This is a genomic window from Clostridium sp. AF19-22AC (genome assembly GCF_003479085.1).
Taxonomy (GTDB): Bacteria; Bacillota; Clostridia; order Lachnospirales; family Lachnospiraceae; genus Faecalicatena_A; species Faecalicatena_A orotica.
The window spans coordinates 286,805-312,001 of the sequence record NZ_QUGN01000004.1 but is presented as its reverse complement, the minus strand read 5'-3'; the positions used below and the strand labels follow the sequence as shown (position 1 = coordinate 312,001).

Here is a 25,197-nt window from a genome sequence, read left to right as displayed (position 1 = left end):
GGGCAGAAGCATCCTGCCCCAAATACTTAATTAGCCGCAGGCTGTAGTTTGATTGCTTCGCCCATCATCTCATCCATTTTTGCTTTATCATTCCATGAAATCTGATCCATAACCCCCTGAATGCTGTCTTTCAGTTCCGTATCCCCTTTGCGTACTGCAATACATACGTTGGTTGAACCCGTAGGGTCTTCAATCGTGTCACTCTCATCCAGATCAAGCAGTACCAGATCATCGTTTGTCAGTGCAGCCGACTGGGAAGTCGGCAGATCAATCACACAGGCATCCGCTGCACCGTTTGAAACAGCCATAAAGCATTCCGCCGTCGTTGCATAATTTGCTCCAAGCTGTACATCAGGTATCTGGTCCAGCAGATCTACCCATGCCGTACCAAGCTGTGTTGTCACGGTAATATCCTTTCCTTTGAAATCCGACAGCTTCTTGATATCCTCCAACCCGCTGCCCTTTTTGACTGTAATGCAAATATCTCTGTAATAATAGGGTTCCGTAAAATCGTAGGCCTGCTCCCTCTCGCCCGTCTTTCCCATACCGGCTATGATGCAGTCATACTCCTTCGAGTCCAGCCCCATACCAATGGAATCCCATTCAACCTTATGTACTTCCAGATCCCATCCAAGTCCATCGGCAATCTTCTTAGCCATCATGACATCATAGCCGTATGCGTAATAATTTGTGCCATATATCGGAACCGCTTTATCATCATTAGCGACCTCGTCTGTTTCCTGGGTCCAGTTAAAAGGAGCATACGCACATTCCATACCCACTCTCAATACCTTTTTTGATGCTCCTTCTGACGATTGTTCTGCTGTAGTTTTTGAAGAATCCTTCACCCCGGCAGAAGTCCCTGCTGCTTTCGAACTGCCGCATCCTGCCGCCAGTACGGCCGCCATTGCTGCCGCGATCATTGTGCTGATTATCTTTCTCTTCATCATAATTCTCCTCTCTTTCCCTGAAAACAGGCATACACAAAGGGCGCTTACCTCAAAAGAAGTAAACGCCCTTGTTCACGTGTTATATGAATTCTCTGCCCGCCGTTATCCAGCCCACAATTTTTGTATGACCCGGCCGGTTTGAATTTAGTGCAAGTATAGTCTGCATTTTTTGTATTGTCAATTAGTTTCATGAAAAATCTGGAATTTTATTACATTTGACGTATTTTCCCGTATTTTCCGGATTATTTTCTACAACTGTGTTTACTCAAAGCCATTTTTCTCTTTTACCTCGCTTAACGCTGTCAATAGTGCTACTGAATAATGAATTGCAAATACGCCTTGCCCTGCTCCAGTTTTTTCAATGCATGATAGTTGTCAAGCATACTCTAAACACAAGAAATACATTGAGCAATAGATTTTCTAATGTTATGATAATAATATTAGAAAAAACTATATCTATGAAGGTACACAATCAAATGAAAGAACAGGAGTATACATGATGGATTTAAAGAGAAATATCATTGATAACATAAAAGAATGTGAGATAAAAATCGGCTATCGCGAAGAGGATATGAATCTGTATTACCCGCTGGAATCTCTCCTCGAACTGCTCCCTGCTGCCCCGGAAAACCTTCCGAATGCGATTGTAGAATTTTGCAAATCCACTGGGCACGAGCTGGGTGCACTGACTATAAAAGAAACCGGAGAAAAAGGCCGCTATTGTATCCATGTCCCTTCCTCGGGCATAAAATATATTCATGAAAACACAGCAGGCAGCCCGTTTTTAAAGGCTTTTCTGGATGAAATATTTAAGCCGGGGAACTCCGTGGATGATATCGTGAATGTGTTTAAGGCCTTCTCCGATGATGTAGCTGTCGAAAAAGTAGATGAACACGAATGGGGTGTATTCTTCCCCGATCCTGAGATTGACCCTTACGTTTATTATTTGGAACAGGAAGAATTCGGACTGCAGTATCACCGCTTTACAAGGCATGCATATGAGGCTTTGAAAAGGCAGTAACTTTTTGTTTTGTAAACATAGTTAAAACAGCGAGGTGGGGTTATGTTACAAAAAAACAGAAAATCTGTTATGATTTTAGAGGATGACGATGATTTATCAGAGGGTATTGTACTATCACTTCAAAACGAAGAGTTAGAATTTATAGTCTGCCGAGACATAGCAGAAGCAAGAGAATCTCTGAAAAACAACGTTTTTGATTTGCTGATTCTCGATATCTGTCTTCCGGACGGCAGCGGTCTGGATTTCTGCCGTGAAATACGAAAATATGTGAAGTTTCCGATTGCTTTGTTAACGGCAAAAGATATGGAACTGGATATCGTGAAGGGGCTGGAGAGCGGGGCCGATGATTATATTACAAAACCATTCAGTTTAATGGTCCTGCGTGCAAGGATACGGGCACTTCTCAGAAGAAATGGGGCAGAATGCCCAAAGGAATACAGGGATCCAACCTTTTTATTCCGATTTGAGTCGATGGAATTTTATAAAAATGGTTCCTCTTTTGAACTGAGTAAGACAGAGCAGAGAATCTTATATCTCCTGATTTCAAATCCAAAGCAGATCTTATCCAGAGAGCGGCTTCTGGAATGGGTATGGCCGGAGGGAACAGAGTATGTGGAAGACAATGCACTGTCAGTAGGCATACGCAGGTTAAGGGACAAGCTTGAAGAGGATCCGTCCAACCCTGTTTTTATCAAGACAATTTATGGAAAAGGATATATGTGGGAGAGTGTATAGATGAGACTTTATATCATTACAGTTGTACTCCTTTTAGCTTGCTGCATCCTTATTTCTGCACTTATCATACGTTCTTACAGGCGGAATATGGTGAATCAGTATGATGTGCTTCTACAGAAACTGGACCAGGCAATCGCCGGTCAAAATCTGGAAACCAGTTATGATGAATCACTGGACAGCGCGATTACAGTACGGTTAAATCGAATAATAGAAATCTCCTGTATCCAGAAAGGACAGGCAGAGGAAGAAAGAGATATCATAAAATCCCTAATTTCTGATATCAGCCATCAGATCAGGACCCCTCTGTCAAATATAACACTCTATACCGGTTTGCTTAAGGAACATGTATCAGACGAGAAGTCTCTGATGCTATCTACTAAAATAGAAAAAAATGCTGAAAAACTAGAATTCTTTATGAAAGAATTGATCCGGACATCTTATACCGAACAGGAGCTAATTTCCGTTTGCCCGCAAATCACTGATGTGGATACCATGATAAAGAAAGCCTGTCAGCTGGCAGAGCTTCCTGCATTGAAAAAGAAAATCCACCTCATTTGCAGTTATCATGGATATACATGTTTTGCGGATCGTAAATGGACAGAAGAGGCTCTGGGCAATGTAATTGAAAATGCAGTGAAATACTCTCCTGCCGGTTCAAATGTATGGATAGATTCTGCTGCTTATGATTCCTTTATTTGTATTCAGGTCAGGGATCAGGGGATCGGTATTCCGGAAGAGGAACAGGGAAAGATCTTCCAGCGCTTTTATCGCGGAACCAATGTATCTGGTGAGCAGGGCTTTGGCATAGGCCTTTACCTTGCAAGAGAAGTGATTTCAAGGCAGAATGGATATATAAAACTAGAATCAGCTTTGCATGAGGGTACTGTTTTCCATATTTTTTTGTTGCGTCCAGTCACATAATATTTTTAATCCGGCTTCTTTTTCTATTATTTAAAAAGTGTCATTTTTGTCACTTTTTAGAAAGAATTGAGAAAGAAGCTTTTGTTATGATAGTTTTACAGAAAGTATTGTAACGTAACGAGGAGGACACATATATGGAAATCTTATCAGTCAGAAATCTAAAAAAATATTATGGCACGGGCGAAAATACCGTAAAAGCTCTGGACGGCATTGACTTAACTATTCAAAAGGGGGAATTTCTCGCCATTGTCGGCACCTCCGGAAGCGGAAAGTCAACACTGCTTCACATGCTGGGCGGACTGGATATTCCAACATCCGGGGAAATCATGATAGATGGGGCAGATATTTCAAAATTGAGCAAAGATGAGCTGACCATATTCCGCAGACGGAAAATCGGATTTGTTTTTCAAAACTATAATCTCCTGCCACTAATGAATGTCTATGAAAATATCGTCCTTCCCATAAAACTGGACGGAATAAGACCTGATCAGGAGTATATCGCAAACATATTAAGGCTGCTTGGTCTGGAGAAGAAAAAATACGCAATGCCAGGCCAATTATCCGGCGGCCAACAGCAGCGTACTGCACTGGCAAGAGCTCTGGCAGCAAAGCCTGCCATGATTCTTGCCGACGAGCCGACAGGAAATCTCGACAGCCGAACTAGTCAGGATGTATTAGGTCTGATGAAAATATCAAGCACTAATTTCGCCCAGACAGTTGTCATGATTACACATAACGATGAAATTGCTCAAATGGCGGATCGGATTATCCGCCTCGAGGACGGAAAAATTTTAACGGGTGGTGCTGTTTATGTTAAAAGTAAAAAATAGAGAAGTCATATCAGAACTTGCAAAATTAACTTACAAAGCAAATAAAAAAAGAAATCTGCTGACTGTCACAGCTATCTTCCTGACTACTTTCCTAATCAGTACCGTACTGTCTCTGGGGCTGAGCTACTGGAACACAATTTCTCTGCGCCAGACAAGAATGACCGGCATGGATTACGATATCGAGTTGTCAGAACCCACAGAGGAACAGGTTTCCGTTATCCGCCGGATGGATACTGTAACTTATGCCGGGCTTTATGTAAAGTGCGCCGTTGTTTCTCAGTATCAGGACCGGCTGTTAGATAAACTACGGCTGTTCTGGATGGACGATATCTGCTGGGAGAAGCAGACCATACCTGCACTGGAAACCTATACTGGAACTTATCCTCAAAAGGAAAATGAAATTATGCTGTCTTCAAGTGCTTTAAAAGATATGGGGATTTCCTCACCCAGGACAGGTATTGCCATCCCCTTAATGTACCAGACATTATCAGAAATTTCAGACAATACAGTTACACAAAAGAATTTTATTCTCAGCGGATGGTTCACCGATTATACGGGTTCTTCAAAGGGGTTTGTATCTAAAGAATTTTATCAGGAGACCGGGGTTAAACAGACGGATTTAACACAGGGTATGCTAAAAATATCACTCAGGAATTCGCTTTATTCGAAAGAAGATATCATACAGATGCAGAATAAGATCGGATTGTCCAGAACCCAATTTATAGATGCGGACTATGATACGATTTCTAACTTCTGTAAAGTAACTGCCGCTCTGCTCGGTCTGCTGCTTCTTATTTTTTTCAGCGGCTGTCTGTTCATTTATAATACCTTGTATATATCCATTTCGAAAGATATTCATTATTATGGACAGTTAAAAACTCTGGGAACAACCTCTGCTCAAATAAAGGCACTGATCTACCGGCATGTTATCTGGAATTCCCTGAAAGGAATCCCTCTGGGACTGGCTTTTTCTGCTGTCATCGCAAAACTGATTATCCCACAGGCCCTGCATGTTGTTAATCCGACTATTAGCGAAAAAGACGTTGTCATGATTTCGCCCGGGGTATTCATAATCGCAGCTGTATTTTCGCTTCTTACGACCTTTGTGAGCAGTAATAAACCGGCCAATATGGCGAAGGACTGCTCCCCGGTCGAAGCAATGAGATATGCAGGTGTTTCTGGAAAAGAAAAGATACATAAACGCGGCGGCAATATTACATCTATGATCAAACAAAACCTGCTTCGTGATAAGAAGCAGTTTGTGGTCATCCTGCTTTCTCTCAGCCTTGCTGTATCCTTATTTCTGGTTGTAAATGTTGTAATTCGCATAAATAACGCAAAATGGATTTTAAACAGCAGCTATGACTATGATCTGCGCGTCCTGAATCAGACGATGTTAGATGAGGATGAATATCAGGCCATCACCGATGACCTGATTGAAACAATACGGAGTCTGGACCGTGTAAAAGATGTACGGGTCGTAAAATCTGCGGCAGCTTCTGTTCCCTATCAGGAAGATATGTATGGTGAATACTACAAAAAACTATATGAGTCAAGATATTCACCCGGAAATTATGAGGATGATATGAAATCATACAAACAAAACCCGGATGACGATTTATTTACCTGCCGCTTAGTCGGGATTGATGAGCAGCAATTCGATAAGCTAACCCGCGAATTCGGAATCAAACTTGACAAGGACGATTTTAAAAACGGAAAGATTGCTCTCATATCAATGAATTTAGTAGACATAGACAATCATATAGTCCACAAAAAACTGAACTTTACACCGCGCGGAAATTCTGAAACGAACAAGGAAGAAAGTATTGAAATAGGTGCTGTTATAAAAGACTGCCCGGCTTATTATGCGGGCGGTTATAATCCTGAGTTAATCGTAAGCAATTCCTATCTGGAGAAAATCATGGATAATGTAATAACAGAACTCCTACAGATCGATTATGACGAATCATACTCAATAAAGACAGAAAATACAATCTTAAAGCTTATAAAAGAAAATCATGCATTATCATATGATTCCAAACTCGAGAGATATTCCGAAATGAAAGTTTCTGAAAATCAGGTGAAAATACTGGGAAACAGTATTGGTATCATTGTTATGATACTTGCCATATTAAATTATATAAATATGATGGCCGCAAGTATCCAGAACCGGTCTAAAGAATTAGCAATTTTAGAAAGCATTGGAATGACAACAAAACAGATTCAAAAAATGATAATCGGGGAAGGTGCTGGCTATGCCGGCATATCACTGATTCTGGCCATGTTCACAGGAATCCCGTCAAGCTATGCTGTATTTTGTAACCTTAATATTTACGGGATACCATTTTCCATTCCCCTGTTCAGCAATCTGGTTTTAGTTATAGCCATCATAATTATATGCATCACGGCTCCTGTATTAATACTAAAAAGATTGTATAATGGGACAGTTATTGAACGATTGCGGGAATAAACTGCTGCCTTAAAAAATAAAACAGTTCATAAATGTATGATTCAGCACCCGGGGGTTCGCCTGAGTGCTGAATGTGCATCTTACATATGATATTGTGGTCAAAGACTTCTCCCCGCCTGACCCGCTTTTTTAACTTACCTTATTCTCTCTACCCGTGTTTTGAAATAACCGCATCAATTAAACCGTATGCTTTCGCTTCTTCTGCCGTCATAAAATTATCCCTGTCTGTGTCACGCTCTATCTCTTCGATTGTCCTGCCAGTATTTTTTGCAAGCAGCCGATTTAATCTCTGCTTATTTTTTTGTATATGGTCCGACATGATCTTAATGTTGCTGGCCGGGCCTTTAATTCCCCCGGATACGGCTGGCTGATGGATCATAATTTCAGCATTTGGCAAAGCGAATCGTTTACCCTGAGTCCCTGCTGCCAGCAAGAAGGCGCCAAAGCTTGCTGCAAGTCCGATACAGATAGTAGATACATCACACTTTATATAATTCATCGTATCAAATATAGCGAACCCTGCGGTCACTGAACCGCCCGGGCTGTTAATATAAAGACTTATATCCTTGCCGGGGTCCTGCCCCTCTAAAAATAATAATTGCGCAGTGATCAGACCGGCAGTTGTATCGTTTACTTCTTCACCCAAAAAGATGATTCTGTCAGATAACAGTCTGGAATAGATGTCATAACTCCTTTCCCCCCTGCTTGTTGTTTCTATCACATACGGTAATGTACTCATGCAGCAATCACCTCACATTTCACAGCTGGCTTATAAAACATAATGAGATTACCTTTCAGCTCAAATTTATGGAATTTAGGAGTATAGACGTTTATCGCCCTATACTCCTGCGGGGGATGCCCGTACAATCGTCGGAATGCAAAAGTGAATGATTCCTGTGAACTGTAATTTGCCTCATAGGCGATATCTATTACAGGCTTTTTCGTATAAACAAGTTTTTCAGCCGCTACAGTAAGCCTGCGCATCTGAATATATTTATATATCGTACAGCCAACACATTCCAAAAACATTCTGTTCAGATGAAATTTAGAATATCCCGCCTCTTTCGCAATTGTATCCAGATTTAACTGGCTATCCAGATTATTCTCTATATAGTCAATTGTCTTTTTTATGATATTTGTATGTTCCATCATTTTAAACTCCCTTCACGATGTTATTTTATTATAACACGCTGTATTAAGGCAGTCTTAATATAAATTGCTATCTTTATAAATCCACTGTCTGTAACTCGGTCAAAATAGCAGTACCTTGAGACCATCACTTTACTGGCCCGATGCCGTGCAACAGAGTGCACGGCATTGTGTGAACAGTAACGAATAGCCTGCTGCCTGAATCTTCGCTGAATCTAATGAAACCGGAGAAAAAGGCCGCTATTGTATCCATGTCCCTTCCTCGGGCATAAAATATATTCATGAAAACACAGCAGGCAGCCCGTTTTTAAAGGCTTTTCTGGATGAATATTTAAGCCGGGGAATTCCGTGGATGATATCGTGAATGCATTTAAGACATTCTCCGATTACATCAAGAAATCAAAATAGTGTTAAACGTTTTTGGCTGGATCTGGATTGTTACATCATTCCCATTTTCACTAACTGTCATTGGACGTTCCATATCAAGTGCATTGACTGCAACAATAACTGTCTGTCCATCCGGATTGCGGAAGGCAAGTGCGTTACCGGACCATGTTCCCTGAGAGGAAAGGTGCTTCGCACCGGATTTTATAAAATGAGAAAAATGTTTCATTAAATAAAATTCAGGATTATAAGTCACCTGATCCCCTTCTAATGTAATCATTGCATTCTGTTTCCATCCCCATGTACTGTATCCGCCTTCTTTCAAAATCATATTCCAGTAGGTATAACTGGTTACTCCGTATGTGAAATAGGTCCACATCTGATCGAATATGTAATCTGCATACTCCCAGCTATTATCCCCATATCCGCACTCATTTTCTGTCTGCATTAATTCAATATCCGGCCAGCTCGCCCTTGTACGTGCAATGGAATGTTTCCCACCCCACTGATAGCCAATGCCTTTGATATACTTCCGGGCTTCCTTATCCAACAGGGCAATATTCGCAAAATTATCGTAGGAATGTTCCACCCCCTCTCTGTTGCCATAGGCATCGTATGGAGAACAGCAAGTACCCATCCATAATTCTGTGTCGATTCCCTTTGCTTCAAATAAAGGTCCCAGATAATTTTTAATAAACCCTGCCATATCTTTTCCATAAAAAATGCTAGTAGGATAGTTCATTTCAAAAGACGGCTCATTCTGGGGGAACAGTCTGCTGACATGAATTCCCTCCTCATCGTATGCTTCAACAAATTTTTTGAAATAATTTGCATAGGACTCCAACGTTCTGCTATCTTTATTAATAGTACCTCCGTTATAGCGCTGAGGTGTTTTCATCCATACCGGGGGACTCCACGGGGAAGCATGGAACCACATATCCGGCTGACGTTTCTGTGCTTCTTTTATATAAGGAATCAGGCAGTTTTTATCACGTTCGATGGAAAAGGAGGTCAGTTCGTAATCTTCCGGCTCATCGCACAAGCTATACCAGCTAAGTGCAAAATCACTGGCTCCAATTGGAATCCGGCCAACCGTAAATGCAGTTCCCTCTTCCGAAAATAAGGCATCAAGTATTTCTTCACGTATACTTTCAGAAGCATTATGAAGCGCATCCCATCCTATCTCATTGAATGCACCACCGAATCCATTGACTGTCTGTTTTTCTCCAGTGATATCGAAACGATAGTAAGAGGCTCCGTCTTTCATATTTGTATTCTCTATCCATTTATTTTCCTGTGTCGATTGAATGACTTTTATCATAATACATATCCTTTCTTTTTCATTACATTATTTTACATGGATTTTGTCCAAATCATTCATAACTGTCCTATTCACCTTAACAGTTATACTTCTGCTGCCCAGGCCATCACCATTGACGGTCAGTAATGCCTCCCCTGCTTCATATCCACTACGGAGAATCGCGCAGCATCTCCCTTTATAAGTTGTGAATTTACCCGAAACATAGTTTTCTATGGTAATTGGGTTTCCTGAGCCGAAACCTATAAGCTTTGCTGCTCCATCGCAGGACGCAGACAGACGGATTTCTGCATTGGGCACCAGCTGGTCCTGAGCATCTGTAACTTCAATCTCAGCATAAATCAGGCTGTGTCCATCAGCCTCCATAACATTTTTGTCTAAAGATACCTTTAAGGATACAGGTTCACCAACTGTAGCAATGCTATCCCGAGATACTTCCGCTCCATTCATATAGCTTACTGCAATAAGTTCGCCCGGCTCATATTTTAGATTAAATACAAATGTAAGAGGTATATTTTCTGTACCAAGAGATTCTCCTTGCTTCTTCCTGCCAACAGTCCTGCCATTCAATATAATCTCAACTTCCTCCGCACGGCTAAATACAATAACAGAAATATCTTTTCCTTCGTCTCCTATCCAATTCCAGTTTTTTTCACACGCTGTAAACCCCCATTCACTAAGCAGTTCCTTTTTTCCAAAGTTTGCAGGTTCATAAGAAAATACATGGGTATCAAATGAACCAAAAACTACGCTTCTATAATGACCTTGTGGCAGAATTACACCGTTTATATCAATATCTGCATCATTTGCCAGACGATATGGAAACTGTGAGGCTGAAGAATCAAATACAAGTAGTCCTTTTTTCAGTCTCGGGTCATCCGGTTCAATAAAAAAGGATTTTCCGATTCCTGCTTCTCCAATATAGTCTATAGCCGTCCATGTAAAATCGCCTATGACATAAGGAGTTCTTTCTACCATTGGCCATCTCTTCCCGATTTCTTTAGGATAATTCTCGGACCCTAAGATGATACGTTCCGGATACATTTCGTGATCGATAAAATACTTATCTTCCATATAATTGTATCCCACAACATCCAGACCGTTCATAAATGCCTCTGACATTTTCTCCCAACTGGTATCCGCTTTCCCTCCATCCGCATTTTGTAAAGATAACGCTCCTTCTTTCATGTGTTCGACCATCTTCTCCAGACTTTCCGCCATCAAAACATCATCCAGACCGCTCCAATAGGAACAAATACCATTACTGATAAGTCGGCTGCTATCAATGGTCTTTGCTTTTTTTGCTATTTTTGTGGCCAGAGTATAACCATGATTCAGCCCTCCCCGCTCTGGTATCTCATTTCCTGTCGACCAGATAATAATAGATGGATGGTTTCTGTCCCGAACCATAAAAGCTTCTAAATCCTTTTCCCAGTCTGCCATAAAAAACTGATTGTAATCACCTGGTAGTTTTCCAATCCCCCATGTATCAAAAGCCTCCGCAAACACATACATGCCCAGTCTGTCACAAACCTCCATAAGAATTTTTGAAGGAGGGTTGTGTGTTGTACGAATTGCATTGAAGCCAACTTCTTTCATCTTCTGTATTCGGCGGACCTCTGCATCATAAAGGGATACCGCACCAAGAAGACCATTATCATGATGTACGCATCCACCTCTTAGCTTCACAGTTTTCCCATTAATCTGAAGACCGCCCCGCACATCTGCAGTTACTGTCCTGATTCCAAAAAGTGTACTATCACAGTCAGAAATCTTTTCCTCCGATTCGATAAAACGCGTTTTAAAAACACCGATATCTGTCACTTTGGCTGTAAGCCGATAGAGAAACGGCGTATCAATATCCCAAAGCGCCGGGGCATCAACCGTCATTGCAATGTATGCAGTTTCGACAGAACCAGCATCTATCTGTATCTTTGCCCGTCTAGTGAGCACTGTTTCATCCGTCTCATCCCTAACTAAAGAAACCTCTATTTCTGCCATATGGTCAGCAACCGTTGTATTTCGTACAGAAACTTCCGTATTTAAAAATGCGGTTGCAGCTTTTCCTCCATTTCCATATAAAATTTTCTTCGTATATCCGAAGATTCCATCATTTACTATATGAACTGGCGGTACATGAATCATCTCCACCGATCTAAAAATTCCGGCTCCTGAATACCAGCGGCTGTTCGGCTGCATACTTGGATTCACCAATACAAGAACATTATTATCCTGGCCATAGTAAATATATGGGGTGATATCAACACAAAATGGAGTATATCCATAGTGGTGAAGTTCTGCTTTGCAGCCATTTATATCCACAGTAGCATTCATCATAACACCATCAAATCTCAGAAATACTTGTTCCCCTACCCAGTCTGAAGGTATGTTGACTGTTTTTTTGTAATAGGCTATCCCAGCATTATAGAATCCGCTTGCACTTCCTGCCGGAGCATCCTCCAGCACGTCGTTCTCAATCATGTAATCGTGGGGCAGATTTACAACTGTCTCTGTCTCATTTCCAGAATAAGAACCATAAATATCTGCCATCCCCCTGTAAAATTTCCATTCCCTGTCAATATTTTGTATCCTCATACTATTCCTCCCTTAAGTTACTGAACATCCGAGTGCCGTTTTTCCAAAACTTCTATAATAGCGGGATACTCCTGATCCAGTTTATAGCAAAGCATTAAAACTACCATGATAATACCGAGTATTAGTGGAAGCCATAAAAATATAAAACTGATCTGACCTACCGCTGATTCAGACTGTACTACCACAGCTGCGCTTTCCTGATAACCTGAAAAAGCCAGAAGCCAGCCTATCGCTGCGCCGGATATGGCAGATCCCATTTTCTGGCCTACCGTTGCCGCACTATAGACAAGGCCTTCCGCGCGGATTCCGCTTCTCCACTCCTCGTATTCTATTGTATCTGCGACCATAGCAAAAACAACTCCGAAGATTGCACCTACTCCCAGTCCACAGACAGAAAGCCCTATCAAAATGACTGTATAATTAGAGGGGGCAAAAATCATAATAATCTGTCCCAGTACCAGTAATAAAGAAGCACCAAGGGAAACATTGCGTTTACCCAGACGTTTTACAATCGGAATTGTAAGCATGACTCCCCCAAGTTCTACAATGTTACGAATCGTGAACATTGGACCGGATAATGCTTCGCTGCCCAGAATATACTTTGCATAATAGGTGTAAATCCCCATCAAAGCATAGACTGCATATAAAACGACGCTGAATAATACGATAATAAGCCAATATTTATTTCTCAGCAATGATTTCAGTGCTTTTGTAGTTTTAAATTTGGGAGCTCCTTTTGTTTCCGAAGCAGGCTGCAAAACACGTTCTTTCGTAAAACGGTAGGTAACCAAAAACAGAAGCACTGCAAGAATGCCAAATATTGCAAAAGTCAATGTCCAGCCGCGGGCTCCTCCGCCAAATGTTGAAACCATTGGTAAAGTAACTGCCGCCACAAGGATTGCCGCAATATATGCGGATACCATACGATAAGTATTCAGCAGGGCCCGGTCATACTGATTCTGTGTAATTAATGAGTTCAGCACACCATATGGAATATTGATAGCGGTGAATATAACAGTAGTAACAAGATTATAGGTTACAAATGCATAGATAATCTTGCCCATGTGACCGAGATTAGGAACTGAAAACAACAGTACTGCACCAATACCATAAGGGACAGCCATCCAGAGAATCCAGGGGCGGGCCTTCCCATTTTTGAAATGTACTTTTTCCATAAGAATACCTATAGCCAAATCGCTGATTCCGTCAAATATGCGGGAAATCAAGAAAATGGTCCCTACTGTCAAAGCTGAAATGCCTGCGACATCCGTGTAAAAGAAAGCCAGAAAAGAACTAATACTGACATAAACCAGATTACTTGCAAAATCTCCGCAGCCATAGGCTAATTTTTCACCAAATTTAATGGTAGATTTTCCTTTGTTAATCAAAATTTTTATTCCTCCTTTGTTCACCGGACTTATAGATAAAATCTGTCATTTTTGACAATAAAAAAAACCGGTACTATCGACCGGTTTCATAAAATCATTCTGACCTTTTTGCTTTTCTGTTCTGCCACAAACAGGAAAAACACACTTTACTTGCTTGCAGTAATTATAACCTCAAGGTATAGAAAAACGCAAGAATAAATTTAGAGAGTTTTATTTTTTGTGTATTTTCACGAAATATATATGATATATGTGGAAATATAGACAATATATTTAGTATGATTTATACTATTTATCAGAAAGTTGTTGAAAAGTCCGGAGGTGCTCTCATGTCAAAAATAGGAAAAAAACTAATCCGGCAGGCTGCATTTATCTGCATATTGGGACTTTTCTTCTCAATACTGGTATGTGCCGCAGTCCTTTTTCCTGCTCTAAAAGACAATATGGCAACAGATTCCCAGAATATTACTTCGCAGATTACTACACGGGTAGATAATACCCTTTCCAATATCCGTTCCTTCGGCCTTGAGCTAAGCGATATCATTTTACCGGAGATTTTTGAGGACTATGACAGCAAAAGCAAGGATGCAGCATATCAGGCAGAAATTAAACTGAAACTCAACAATTATATTGCACCATTCAATAATATTTATGGAATCGGTGTTACTATGAATGACGGGGATGTTTTCAAGTCGATCCTGTTGGATACAGGAAACGAACTTGAGCAGCCGAAATTAAGAGAATGGTATCATATGGCACAGACTACAGACAATTATGAAGGATTTTCCGGTCCTGTCATGTCGGATGGCTATTATGGAGAATCAACTATGATATCATATTATTATACGGCCTTTTCCCTACCGGATTCCACCAGCGGAAGCATTCTGCTGCGATTTAATATGAATGATCTTATACACTCTATGGAGCAGAGTAACAGCAGTTTTCAGGAATTCGTATGGACAGATGGAAACTTTGAACCTTTTTATCAATCAGACCGACACGATAATATAGACCGCTGTCTTGAAAAAAAGGAAATGTCTTACCTGAATGCGGAAGATCTTGAATCAGAGGGAATCATAACCGCCAGCCTGCTCAACTGTTCCTGGCATTTATTCACCTATGTCTCTTACAGTAAACTGTTGGGAGGCGATAATACTTATCTGGTTTTGCTGATTTTGTTTGCAATCTTCTATATTCTCTTGTCAGTCCTCTTAATGATTCCGGTCATCTCCCGGCTGGTGAGACCTATCAGAAACCTTACTGTAGAAATGCAGCGAAGCACCGGCGATTCATTGAATACAGTCAGTGTTGCAAAGACCAATGACGAAATAGAAGAACTTTGCCGGCAGTTCAACAGCCTTACCTTAAGACTGGAAGCGAACATCCGCCAGATTATAAAAGACCGCAAAGAAAAAGAGGAGATGAAATACAATCTTCTAATTGCACAGATGGACCCACATTTTATTTACAACACTATGAATACCGTTACATATCTTGCAAGGCGTTCCGGAGCCAAGGATATTGTAGAGATTAATACGGCATTTATTAAAATGCTGAAGGATAAACTGCGGATAGAGGACGTTGAGATATTTGACAGCCTGGTACAGGAAATAAAAATTATTGAGGCTTATTGTGTTATTCAGAAATACAAGTACCAGAACAGAGTCGTTTTGGAATGGGATATTGATTCCGCTGCAAAGGGACTAAAGGTTCCAAAGAGTATTTTGCAGCCGTTAGTTGAAAATGCTTATTATCATGGGATATCAATGAAGGAAGATGAAGAAGGGAAAATAAAAATAACTGTGCGGCAGACTGAGAACAGAATTCATATCAGAGTGAAAGATAATGGAGCCGGAATCCCCTCTCAGGAACTAGAATTACTGAATCGTCATGACTGGAGCAAGTCGAAAACAAGAAAGGGAAAAGGAATCGGTTTATCCAATATATATAAACGCCTGTCATATATTTATGATGGCCGGATAGAGATGAGCTTCGAAAGTAAACCAGATATAGAAACCGTAGTATCTATCAGCTTTCCAAAACATTCCGAATTTTCCAGGGAGGATCTATGTTGAAAAAAATAAGAGTTGGGCTGCTATTTGCAGCAATATTGGCTGCCATATCCGGATGCTCCGGCGATAAAAAAATACCGTCTGAACCAAAGTTTTTCAAGATTGGGCTTGTTGTCTGGTCCGATACAGAAACCCACGGGAAAGACAGCATTGATTACGCAAGGATAGCAGTGGAAGCTTCCGGAGGAGAACTGTGCGTTAAAACGGGGGCTATTACAATGGAAGACCAGATCTCCGATGTGAGGGAATTATTGGAAGCAGGATGCGATGGAATCAGCCTGTGTGCAATGTCAGATCCCTGTGTTCTTCAGACATCCAGAATATGCAGGGAATATAAAGTTCCATTCGTACTATGGGATAGCCGGATACAACAGGAAACCATACAAGAGGAGCTAAAAACAAATCCTTATTATGTGGGTGAAACTTATGTCAATAACGAACGCCTGGGCTACCAGACAGTGGCAAACCTTTATGCCAAGGGTGCAAGGCAGCTTGTTGTATTTTCATATCTTTCAGATAATTCAACGGCAGCAGGACGGGAAAAAGGGATTTGGCGCGCATGTCGTGAACTGCCCGGGCTTTCAGTCGTACAAACAACCCGGGGGATTGTAACATCCGATACAGTGGGTGAACTGATGAATGATCTAATTACAGTATCACCTCAGATAGATGGCGTCATCATTATCGGAGGAACCCAGGATTATATTAATGGAATTTCAGAATTTTTAGACAAGACAGGAAAGACAAGACAGATAAAGGTTGGAAGCATCGATTTTTGTGAGAATATGCCGGAACTGATGAGAGAGGGAACACTTTCACTGGTCAGCGGAGGTCACAGCGTCATGACGTTCTACTCCTCTCTCATGCTTTTGAATGAACTTTCAGGAACTCCGCTTGCTGAAGAACCCATATCTATTGAGATTCCATTTTATACACTGAATGAAGTTTCAGAGGTAAAACAATATGAAAAAATGATGGCAGACAAAGTCTGGCCTTTTACCAAAACAGGAGCACTGCACCTATTAAAAAGCTATAATCAGGAATTGACATATGAAAACTTTGTAAATATATGTACGGAAGAAAATATCTATTTTAACTGAACGATAATGGCATTTATAAACTCAAAGACCTTTTTTATAATTTGCCGGGGTATGTCCTGTGAGCCGGAGAAATACCTGACTAAAGTATTGGCTGGAGGAATATCCTACAGATTCAGCAACTTCATAGATTTTACATTCTCCTTCCGTAAGGAGCCTTTTAGCACGTTCTATACGATATTCTGTCAGATATTCCCACAGAGTAATCCCCATCTCATTTTTAAACAGTGTGCACAGACGTGCCTGGCTAAATCCTACATTTAAAGCAATTTCCTGGAGCGATAAAGATGCATCTGAGTAGTGTTTTTCAATATATCTTACCACCTTTTGAATTTCACGGGAAAGATTGCTGTTCTTTTTCAATAAGTCTGCAGCATCCATAAACATATGTCCGAACCATGTAAAGATTTCATCGGTATTTCGCAAAGGTTCACAACGAACAGGTGATAACCCGAATCTCCGCAATGAATCTGCCAGATGTTCAGACACAAACAGCAGATCATTATAAGTACCCCCGGCTTTCAAATGGCTGCAAAGAGAAGCTAGCTGGGAACTGATAATTTCAGGATTGCTGCTGTCATCAATAGCCGTCATAAGTGACCTGTTAAATACAGCTTTCCTCTGGAACGGAATACTGGAAAATTCATAGACTCTTCCAATTCCGAGCAGATATTTCACATTTGTTTCAAACAAATGTGACTGCATAAAATCACGCATTTTCAATATATCCATCGGAACTGTAGACATGAACACTGTGAACGAGCGTGAGAATTCTTTCTGCAGCAATTTTAAAAGCTTTTCTGAAAAGTGCCGGATATCCCGTACTGTATTTAAAAAAGAACTCCCGCCAATGGGCGGGGTGATAAGCAAAAGATACTTATAGTCCGGAAGCGCAATCGTATAGCGGACGGAAACCCATCGCTCTTCCATATGTTCACAAAATCTCTTTAATTTTTCGGAAGCAGCCGGGAAAGTCTTTTCCTGCCTTGGAAACACTACATCAAGAAGTGGAAGATCGCAGTCATCATACAGAAGGAGAGGCAGAAAATTTTCTTTGACTTCGGGCATCACACTATCACTACTTCTAAAAAATACTTCCAACTCATTTCTCAGATCCAGTCTTTTGTGATGAAGACTTTTTTCCAAATGCTCTTTTATTTTCAAAAATTTTACTTTAAGTAGTTCCGGAGTGATTTCATCTTTAATTAGATAATCCTGTACACCATTTTGAAAAGCACTTTTCAGATAATCTACTTCGGCATATGCGGTAAGGAAAATAACAACGGCAGATTCGTCACGCTGCTTTATTAATCTTGAAAGTTCGATGCCATCCATAACTGGCATATCTATATCACTGATAATGACCTGGGGGTGGTACAGATCGTATTTTGATATAGCCTGCCTCCCATTCAAAGCAGTCGCTACAATTTCATAGCCAAACGAGCTCCAATCTACCAATGTCCGGATATTGTCAAGCGCAAGAAATTCATCATCTACTATCATCAATTTAATTTTCTCCATGTCCATATCTCCTTTTCTGATACGTACAAATATATTTTTATGTATTGCAGCGATGAGTAACCATTCAGAACTAAAAACAGTTACAATTATTATACATAAAGTAATTTCCGTTTGTAAATATATTAAACAAAATTAAAATATTTTCGTCTTATTTTCGAAAGAAAAGCATGATATTCTTGATACGTAAATAACCGGACAGGTTCTGACGCTGACAGATGATACTGCCACGATATCCATCTATCAGAATTTACTTGCTATTATCTAAAATGGAAAAGGGGTGATTATTCCACAAGACTGATCCTATCCGGGGGGTAATATATAAACAATTGCCCCCGGAGAATCCGATTAATGTTTAGAAAACACATTGAGCTATCGTTTACCTAATGTTACTTAGCTGAAATATTTAAGCTGAGGAATTCTTTGGAAGATACCGGACGGTTCTCCGAGGATGTGATTGTTGAAAAAACGGAGGAACATGAGTGGGGAATTTATTTCCTTGATCCAGAAATAGACCCTTATATTTAGTATCTGGAGCAGGAAGAGTTCGGACTGCAGTACCACCGCTTTACAAAGCATGCCAATGAAAATCTCCGTTGGTGATGAGACTTGCTTTTGCAAGTGTAACGTTTTCTTTCGTAAATAGCAGTGCATACATTTTTCAATCCAAATCCATGTAATCACACATGAAGGAAGATCCGCTCTACAGTATATGGGATTAAATCATAACTAAAAAATAAAAAGACTACCATTTACCTTACCGTCTCGTATAAACTTGAGGTGCACTAGACGAAAGTTTTCTTCGTATGTGACACTAACCGGAAGAACAATATAATCATTTATCCTTAAATCTGCTCATAGAAATTCTATCCATGAAAACAGAGTATCAAGATATTCAAATGGTCTGAAGTGACCATCTGGAAGGTGATATCCCCCACAATCACCATTTTATTAGTAACAGATGGAGTTACGTTTATATAAAGAAGAGGTTTGATTATACCTGTTATATTACTTATACTCAAAGTATATCCCGTAACTCAGGCCCTGCGGGCAGAATCTTTAACCTTTATTGTTTAAATACTGAATCTTCATGCTAAATCTTCATCTGACACATGATTGTTTTAACCATATTAAATATGCTATAATAACGCAGTATCTCATCCCCGGTAAACTTTATAAAATAAATTTAGGATAACAAATATGAAAATTGATGAAAATATGACCTTTTTAGACAGCTCTATACAATATCTTATAAGAGAAAAAGTTGAATATTTAGTAAGAAAGATTCCCAAACTGGAATACATTGTTTTATTCGGCAGCTATGCCAGAATGGAACAAACCGTAAAAAGTGACATTGATTTGGTTTTTTACGATTTAAATATTTTCCGCGAATCTGATTGTCTTTTCATATCTCAAATAAAAAAGGAAGGGATTATATTATGGAGACAAAAATAAATTCATATTATGGTATGGCCTACAATGATTACTGCTTTGCCAAGGCAGGAATGCAAGTCGGCGAACAGCTTGGTAACTATAACGGTGTTGCCGCCCTTTGTGCACAGTCCGCAGAAAAATATTTAAAAGCAGTTCTTGAAATCACCTTTTCAGAAGAAGCTTTAGGATTACTGCATTCTCATAACCTCCGTGCAATTACCAATAAGCTAAAAGAAATTTATTCAGACTTGCCTCTTTCCACTAAAGACATGAATTGGCTAAGCAGCTTATATTTTGATGCCAAAGCTCCCGGTGATAACTTCGTTGAAGTTAATAAAGACGATGCTCTGGAATGTCTGCGCCTCACAGAAGATCTAGCGCAAAAAGTAACGGTTCTGCTCGAACAGAATGATCGAAAAATGAAGAAAAAAAGGACAGTCTGAAGCAACTAGATACCTTTGATATTTAATTAAACCAAGCCTCTGTCCGCCGCTTCTTTGTTATAGAGACATAAGCGACGGGCAGGGGCCTGATCTATTATCTGCCAAAAAGTTCTCTTGCTTTTGCAGGTGTTCCTGATTTATATAGTCCATAATAGTTCATTCCCTTCCGCATCCCTGCAATCCTATCTCCTTTCAAGATAAAACGGGATCCTCTGATTATCAATGGCCAGATTCCGGAATCTATGTAGTAATACTCATAATTATCAATGTGTGTAGTAAAACTCTTGTGATTACAATGGCGAGTAAAAATATAATTGCTTTCACGCTGGTCACAGCCACTCCTCAGATGAGAAAAATTTTCTGCTCATCACCTTTGTCATCCCGCTCATCTGGAGGGATATCAGGGATCTTTGATCATATATGATTTCCAGTCCGGACGCTGACGTCATCCGGCTGAAGCATTCCAGCCCCTCCCTCAGGCACTGGTCAAACCACTCGCCGGCCCGAGAGTATGTTCCCTGCATGATAACACAATCCGGATCAAAGTTTACAATCATATTGTTTAGTACAGCAGAAAACAGCCATGCGGTTTTCCGAACGGTCTCTTTTGCAAATGAATCGCCTTCTTCCGCGGATTTAAATACATGCTCTATTCTCAGGTCATCCTGATACCTGCTCAGGACACTCGTCTTGAGTTTCTCCTTGTTTTCCAGTATTTCCCCACAGATTGTATGATCGTTTATAAGTGTGGAAAACAGGGCCGGTGCCGTTGATTCATATGCCTTTGCACTATTGAGTGCCACTGCAGTCAGACCGATTTCGCCGATCAGTGAACGGGCACCATGTTCTACATGCCCCCGATTAATGTAGCAGGCCGACACACCGATGTCCGTATAAATGGTCGCGACCCTTTTATCCAGATACTCCGGATTATCCAGAACCGCCGCACAGGCTGACATTCGTGCCACATTATCCACTGTAATCTCGGCATTTGGAAATCGCTCGGAAAGCAGCTGCCTCAGAGGGACCTTTTTCCCCCATTCAGGCGTCAGGATCGAATACTGGAGGACTCCGGTCTCTTCATCCAGATAGCCTCCAAGACAAAGGCTGACTCCATATAGCAGTTCACTTTCGCTGTTCACCTCATTCAGCAGGTTCTCCGCTACTCTCTGAATCGTATCAAGAAATGTATGGACATCGTCTTTCATATTATAATTTGCAGTTTTCTGTGCAATCAGTGTGTTTGTCAGGTCATACAGTGCAACAACCATTTCCGTACTCCACAATCCAATACAGAGCAGATATCTATTCATACAGAATCGAAACAGCTCCGGCTTCTTTCCTCCAATTTCCGTGGAATCCCCTTTTCCTGCGGATTCCACAAGCCCCTTGGAAATAAAGCTGTTAATGGCTTTCATCACCGTGGCACGGCTGATCCCTGTCTGGTACGAAATGTCATTTGCCGACAAAGCCTTGCCGGTACGGAATATATTCAATATGGATAAATAATTCTTACGTCTTAAGTTGGATGGTAATGCTGCTCTTCTTTTCTCTCCCATTGGCTATGTTCCTTTCCATTTATTAGTTTTATAACATATTTTCATAACTAATTATAAACCAGACTGGGAAAAAACGCTATACTAAAAAGGAGCACTCTGGTTTACAGGTAAATTTGTAAACCAGAGTGCTCCCTTTTATATTAGAAGTATTTTACAGCCTCCATCGTAGTATCTCCCTGTGGTACCGCTTCTGTATATTTTAACAGTTTGATATCCATCCGCTCACAGTATTCTTCCAGAACCCAGCTGTTTATAACTCTCTGTTCTGCGTCTCTCGTCTTTGCAGTCTGGTTTCCTGTTAGCACACTGTTGCAGAATAATTCCGTTTCTTCTGAATAGAAAGCAGGATGCAGGATATCGATATACTGTTTTTCCTCCTCAAACGTTTGGAACCATCCCCTGTATGCTGCCAAATCCTCTTCCGGCGCTGCTCTGCCGTTTAATTCCGGCTGGTGGGCCGTCGGAAACGTATAGAAATATCTCTGGTCAATCAGTCCCTTCGATTTTATAAATTCTGAAAGTGCATCCATCAGCCCCGGCACAGCCGCCTCCGGCAGCATATGTGTATCTACATAGTCTGCACATACCCCTAGTTTTGCCAGTTTATCCAACTGGGCTGAAATTTCATGAACCGCTTCCCCCACATCCGGCATTTTCTCCTGAAACATCATCGGATGGAACGCAAAGATTCCGTTTGAATCGACTAGAGAAGGGATTGTTTCAGGGGGCAGCACGCTTTTATAGTGTATACTCTCCCATTCACTATTCAATACCGCATGCAGGCCAATGCAAAATTCTTTTTTCTTTTTCAACCCAATCAGTCTGTCCAATCCCTCTTCTATCCTAGGTGCCGCCACCATACAGGAAACATTTTTTATATAGTTTCCATATTCGACTGCCTGAATCATTGCATGATTCGCTGACAGTGCACTTCCGAAATCATCTGCTCTTGTAATTAGATACTTCATTTTATCCCCTTTCCACATGACTGATACTGCCTATTTGTTTCTCTCCTGAAGGTCCTTCATAATACTGCTAAAATGTTTGTCCAGATCATATAGATATGCAATGATAAATTCTATTACTGTAAATGCGAGCGGGATAAAAAGGAATAATCCCGACACACTTCCGATTGCCTGAGAAGACTGGACCGCCGCGGTTCCATTAAAGCCGGCCATAGCCATAACACCTCCAAGTACTGCTGAAACAAGGCCCTGCCCGATCTTCTGTCCTGCCCCGTTTGCCCCCATCATTGCCGCCTGACTCCTGATGCCTGTTTTCCACTGCCCATATTCAATCGCATCACCGAGCATAGGCTGGTACATCGTTGCCGCGCAGCTCTGCCCGATACTCTTCATAACAGTTGCCAGTATCAGCACCGGAAGCACTCTGGGAACAATAATAATCAAGATACATCCAAGAAGCTGGATACCGATTCCGGTAAGCATAATAGTCTTTTTACCCACATGCTGGCTAAGCGGCAGAAGTAAGAACCCGACAACCAGCAGTGGAATCGTATATGCCATATTTAATATGCTGGCAATATTGATGTCTCCCAGAATATATTGTGCATAATACGTGTGCATCTGCAGGCTCGACGCATAAACCCCCGCTCCTACTACTACAATGCCAAGTACTTCAAACCAGTATTTGTTTTTTAAAATACTCTTCAACACGGTCAGGAAAGGAACTTTTGCTTCTTTTCCGGCAATCTCATCTGGGTTTACTCTCTCTATACATACCCAGCCTGTTACAAATAAGAAGACCGCACTCATGACTGCATAAATACATCCCGCCATGATCCATGCTTTCTGGCCGCCGCCAAAAGCCGAAACCAGGCTCAATGTGACGCTCGTGATGATGATTGTCATAATACTCTGGCCAATACTGCCCCAGACAAAAAGACCGGTTCTCTGGACAGTATCACGGGTCATATAGGTCGGAAGACTGATGACAGACAACTGCATGATAGTATAGATAACAGTCTGTGATAAGTTATAGCTGATAAAAACATAGATAAACTGCCCTGTTGTTCCAATGTCAGGCACCGTAAACAACGCCAGAATGCCAATTGCCCCGAAGAAAGCAATCCGCATAACCCACGGTCTGCAGACCCCGTATTTTGTCCTTGTCTTATCAATAATATTGCCGAAAATCAAGTCGGATACACCGTCAAATACCTTTGATACTAAAATAATTGCTCCGACTACACCCGCATTCAAGCCGATAACATTCGTGTAAAAGTATGTAAGAAATCCCGAAATAATTGCAAAAAGTGGTACCCCTCCCATACCGCCAAGCATCAGAGCAATTTTTTCTACCAGCGTTATATTCTCCGTATACGTTTTATTATGTTCCATATAAAATCCCCCTGTTTCTTTTAAACATTTTCTTCAAGTTCCATCATTTCCTGATATTACTGCAACTGTTCATAACCCACAAACACTATTATCCTTTTACTTATTATGATAAACTACGGAAGATTCCGAATAAATCACAGACGCAGTTCCATACTGCGTACGGCATAATTTTCCATAATCCTGAAATGGATTCACTGTCGTCTGATTATCTGCGGGAAACCCGAATCCTGCCGTATCCTCCATCACCTGCTGTCTGCCTTCTATGATTAGCTTGTCTAATTCTATAAAATCCTGTATATACTTGTCAGGATAGAGTGGAACACCATTATGTGCAGGCCAGATGTAATCATAATCTTGCCTGAATTCCAACAGTTTTTCCATGTTCATTTTGTGCATCTGCGCCAGCTCTTTCAGTGAAACGGACTGGTTTCTAACAATCCAGATTACCTGACCGCTTTCTATCTCATCCCCTGTAAACAGAAACCGTGTATTCTTATCAAGTACTGCAACGCTTCCTTCACTGTGGGCGGGGATTGAAATGATCTCCACAATTTTCTGTCCTAAGTCAATCCTTTGACCGTTTTCAATATAATGTATTTTGTAATCCTGATATGGCTTCGAACGGAACCATTTTTCATGCATTGGCCCGAATGGCTCTTTTGCGTGTACTGCCGCCTCTTTTGTCATCCACGCTTCCGGCCAGCATGAGTTGCCTCCTGTATGGTCAAAATGCCCGTGCGTATTTAGTACCATAACTGGTTTTTCTGTAATTCCCTCGACTACGGCCCTTATATTGCCCTCACCGCTGCAGGAATCAATCAGCAAAGCCTTTTCTTCCCCGATCAGCAGATAAACAAAATTATGCCAGCCGTCCGTGATACACCATGTATCCTCTGTAATCTGCCACTTCCCATATATATTTCCTTGTTCCGTTACATTTTCCCGAATCATCGTTT

Annotated in this window: 20 protein-coding genes; 9 read left to right on the top strand and 11 right to left on the bottom strand. The window is 40.9% G+C overall.

The genetic code is table 11. The features are described from left to right. Positions 1 to 26: 26 nt before the first annotated feature. Positions 27 to 950: a transporter substrate-binding domain-containing protein gene (locus DWX43_RS07055; protein ID WP_118619672.1), complete on the bottom strand. Its 924-nt coding sequence runs from the start codon at positions 948 to 950 to the stop codon at positions 27 to 29. 496 nt (positions 951 to 1,446) lie between these two features. Here DWX43_RS07055 and DWX43_RS07050 point away from each other — a divergent pair, with 496 nt between their 5' ends. The 5 genes from DWX43_RS07050 to DWX43_RS07030 all read left to right on the top strand — a co-directional run bounded on the left by DWX43_RS07050 (position 1,447) and on the right by DWX43_RS07030 (position 6,927). Then, positions 1,447 to 1,971, top strand: coding sequence for a DUF3877 family protein (locus DWX43_RS07050; protein WP_118619670.1), 525 nt, complete (start codon positions 1,447 to 1,449; stop codon positions 1,969 to 1,971). A 42-nt stretch (positions 1,972 to 2,013) separates the two neighbouring features. Further along, positions 2,014 to 2,706, top strand: coding sequence for a response regulator transcription factor (locus DWX43_RS07045; RefSeq protein WP_118619668.1), 693 nt, complete (start codon positions 2,014 to 2,016; stop codon positions 2,704 to 2,706). Then, the gene (locus DWX43_RS07040) at positions 2,707 to 3,627 is read left to right on the top strand and encodes a HAMP domain-containing sensor histidine kinase (protein ID WP_118619666.1); all 921 of its coding nucleotides are present in this window, start codon (positions 2,707 to 2,709) and stop codon (positions 3,625 to 3,627) included. A gap of 134 nt (positions 3,628 to 3,761) precedes the next feature. After that, positions 3,762 to 4,457: an ABC transporter ATP-binding protein gene (locus tag DWX43_RS07035; RefSeq protein ID WP_118619664.1), complete on the top strand. Its 696-nt coding sequence runs from the start codon at positions 3,762 to 3,764 to the stop codon at positions 4,455 to 4,457. Then, entirely contained in the window at positions 4,438 to 6,927 is a 2,490-nt protein-coding gene (locus DWX43_RS07030) for an ABC transporter permease (protein ID WP_118619662.1), read from the top strand. Before DWX43_RS07035 ends, DWX43_RS07030 begins: the two co-directional genes overlap by 20 nt. Before the next feature lie 148 nt (positions 6,928 to 7,075). On the opposite strand, the gene DWX43_RS07025 is transcribed toward DWX43_RS07030, so the two are convergent. The 5 genes from DWX43_RS07025 to DWX43_RS07000 all read right to left on the bottom strand — a co-directional run bounded on the left by DWX43_RS07025 (position 7,076) and on the right by DWX43_RS07000 (position 13,761). After that, entirely contained in the window at positions 7,076 to 7,666 is a 591-nt protein-coding gene (locus tag DWX43_RS07025; RefSeq protein WP_118619660.1) for an ATP-dependent Clp protease proteolytic subunit, read from the bottom strand. Next, complete coding sequence (locus DWX43_RS07020) at positions 7,663 to 8,079, bottom strand: helix-turn-helix domain-containing protein (RefSeq protein ID WP_243099265.1); 417 nt, start codon at positions 8,077 to 8,079, stop codon at positions 7,663 to 7,665. The genes DWX43_RS07025 and DWX43_RS07020 overlap by 4 nt, the downstream gene beginning before the upstream one ends. A gap of 388 nt (positions 8,080 to 8,467) precedes the next feature. Further along, on the bottom strand, positions 8,468 to 9,781 hold the full coding sequence (locus DWX43_RS07010; protein WP_118619658.1) for a glycoside hydrolase family 30 protein: 1,314 nt from the start codon (positions 9,779 to 9,781) through the stop codon (positions 8,468 to 8,470). Positions 9,782 to 9,808: 27 nt separating this feature from the next. Continuing rightward, positions 9,809 to 12,373, bottom strand: a complete 2,565-nt coding sequence (locus DWX43_RS07005; protein WP_118619656.1) for a glycoside hydrolase family 2 TIM barrel-domain containing protein — start codon at positions 12,371 to 12,373, stop codon at positions 9,809 to 9,811. Between the two features lie 17 nt (positions 12,374 to 12,390). After that, positions 12,391 to 13,761 (bottom strand): MFS transporter, encoded by a 1,371-nt coding sequence (locus DWX43_RS07000; protein WP_182440646.1) that lies wholly within the window; start codon positions 13,759 to 13,761, stop codon positions 12,391 to 12,393. A 326-nt stretch (positions 13,762 to 14,087) separates the two neighbouring features. On the opposite strand from DWX43_RS07000, the gene DWX43_RS06995 reads away from it, so the two are divergent. Together DWX43_RS06995 and DWX43_RS06990 are read left to right on the top strand one after the other, a co-directional pair. Further along, positions 14,088 to 15,833 carry an ATP-binding protein gene (locus tag DWX43_RS06995; RefSeq protein WP_182440645.1) on the top strand — a complete coding sequence of 582 codons (1,746 nt, stop codon included), beginning with the start codon at positions 14,088 to 14,090 and terminating at the stop codon, positions 15,831 to 15,833. Continuing rightward, a complete protein-coding gene (locus tag DWX43_RS06990) occupies positions 15,827 to 16,930 on the top strand; it encodes a sugar ABC transporter substrate-binding protein (RefSeq protein WP_118619650.1) in 1,104 nt (367 codons plus the stop codon). Before DWX43_RS06995 ends, DWX43_RS06990 begins: the two co-directional genes overlap by 7 nt. Positions 16,931 to 16,951: 21 nt before the next feature. Here the strand turns inward: DWX43_RS06990 and DWX43_RS06985 are convergent, their stop codons facing one another. After that, a complete protein-coding gene (locus tag DWX43_RS06985) occupies positions 16,952 to 18,448 on the bottom strand; it encodes a response regulator (RefSeq protein WP_182440644.1) in 1,497 nt (498 codons plus the stop codon). Positions 18,449 to 19,645: 1,197 nt separating this feature from the next. Here DWX43_RS06985 and DWX43_RS06980 point away from each other — a divergent pair. Together DWX43_RS06980 and DWX43_RS06975 are read left to right on the top strand one after the other, a co-directional pair. Continuing rightward, the gene (locus DWX43_RS06980; protein ID WP_118619646.1) at positions 19,646 to 19,900 is read left to right on the top strand and encodes a nucleotidyltransferase domain-containing protein; all 255 of its coding nucleotides are present in this window, start codon (positions 19,646 to 19,648) and stop codon (positions 19,898 to 19,900) included. Then, on the top strand, positions 19,885 to 20,322 hold the full coding sequence (locus tag DWX43_RS06975; protein ID WP_118619644.1) for a HEPN domain-containing protein: 438 nt from the start codon (positions 19,885 to 19,887) through the stop codon (positions 20,320 to 20,322). The genes DWX43_RS06980 and DWX43_RS06975 overlap by 16 nt, the downstream gene beginning before the upstream one ends. A 329-nt stretch (positions 20,323 to 20,651) precedes the next feature. Here the strand turns inward: DWX43_RS06975 and DWX43_RS06970 are convergent, their stop codons facing one another. The 4 genes from DWX43_RS06970 to DWX43_RS06955 all read right to left on the bottom strand — a co-directional run bounded on the left by DWX43_RS06970 (position 20,652) and on the right by DWX43_RS06955 (position 25,192). Next, on the bottom strand, positions 20,652 to 21,881 hold the full coding sequence (locus DWX43_RS06970; protein WP_118619642.1) for an ROK family transcriptional regulator: 1,230 nt from the start codon (positions 21,879 to 21,881) through the stop codon (positions 20,652 to 20,654). 140 nt (positions 21,882 to 22,021) lie between these two features. After that, complete coding sequence (locus DWX43_RS06965) at positions 22,022 to 22,849, bottom strand: ChbG/HpnK family deacetylase (RefSeq protein ID WP_182440643.1); 828 nt, start codon at positions 22,847 to 22,849, stop codon at positions 22,022 to 22,024. Between the two features lie 30 nt (positions 22,850 to 22,879). Next, positions 22,880 to 24,241: a glycoside-pentoside-hexuronide (GPH):cation symporter gene (locus DWX43_RS06960; protein ID WP_109731763.1), complete on the bottom strand. Its 1,362-nt coding sequence runs from the start codon at positions 24,239 to 24,241 to the stop codon at positions 22,880 to 22,882. 96 nt (positions 24,242 to 24,337) lie between these two features. After that, positions 24,338 to 25,192: an MBL fold metallo-hydrolase gene (locus DWX43_RS06955; RefSeq protein WP_118619638.1), complete on the bottom strand. Its 855-nt coding sequence runs from the start codon at positions 25,190 to 25,192 to the stop codon at positions 24,338 to 24,340. Between the last annotated feature and the right edge of the window lie 5 nt (positions 25,193 to 25,197).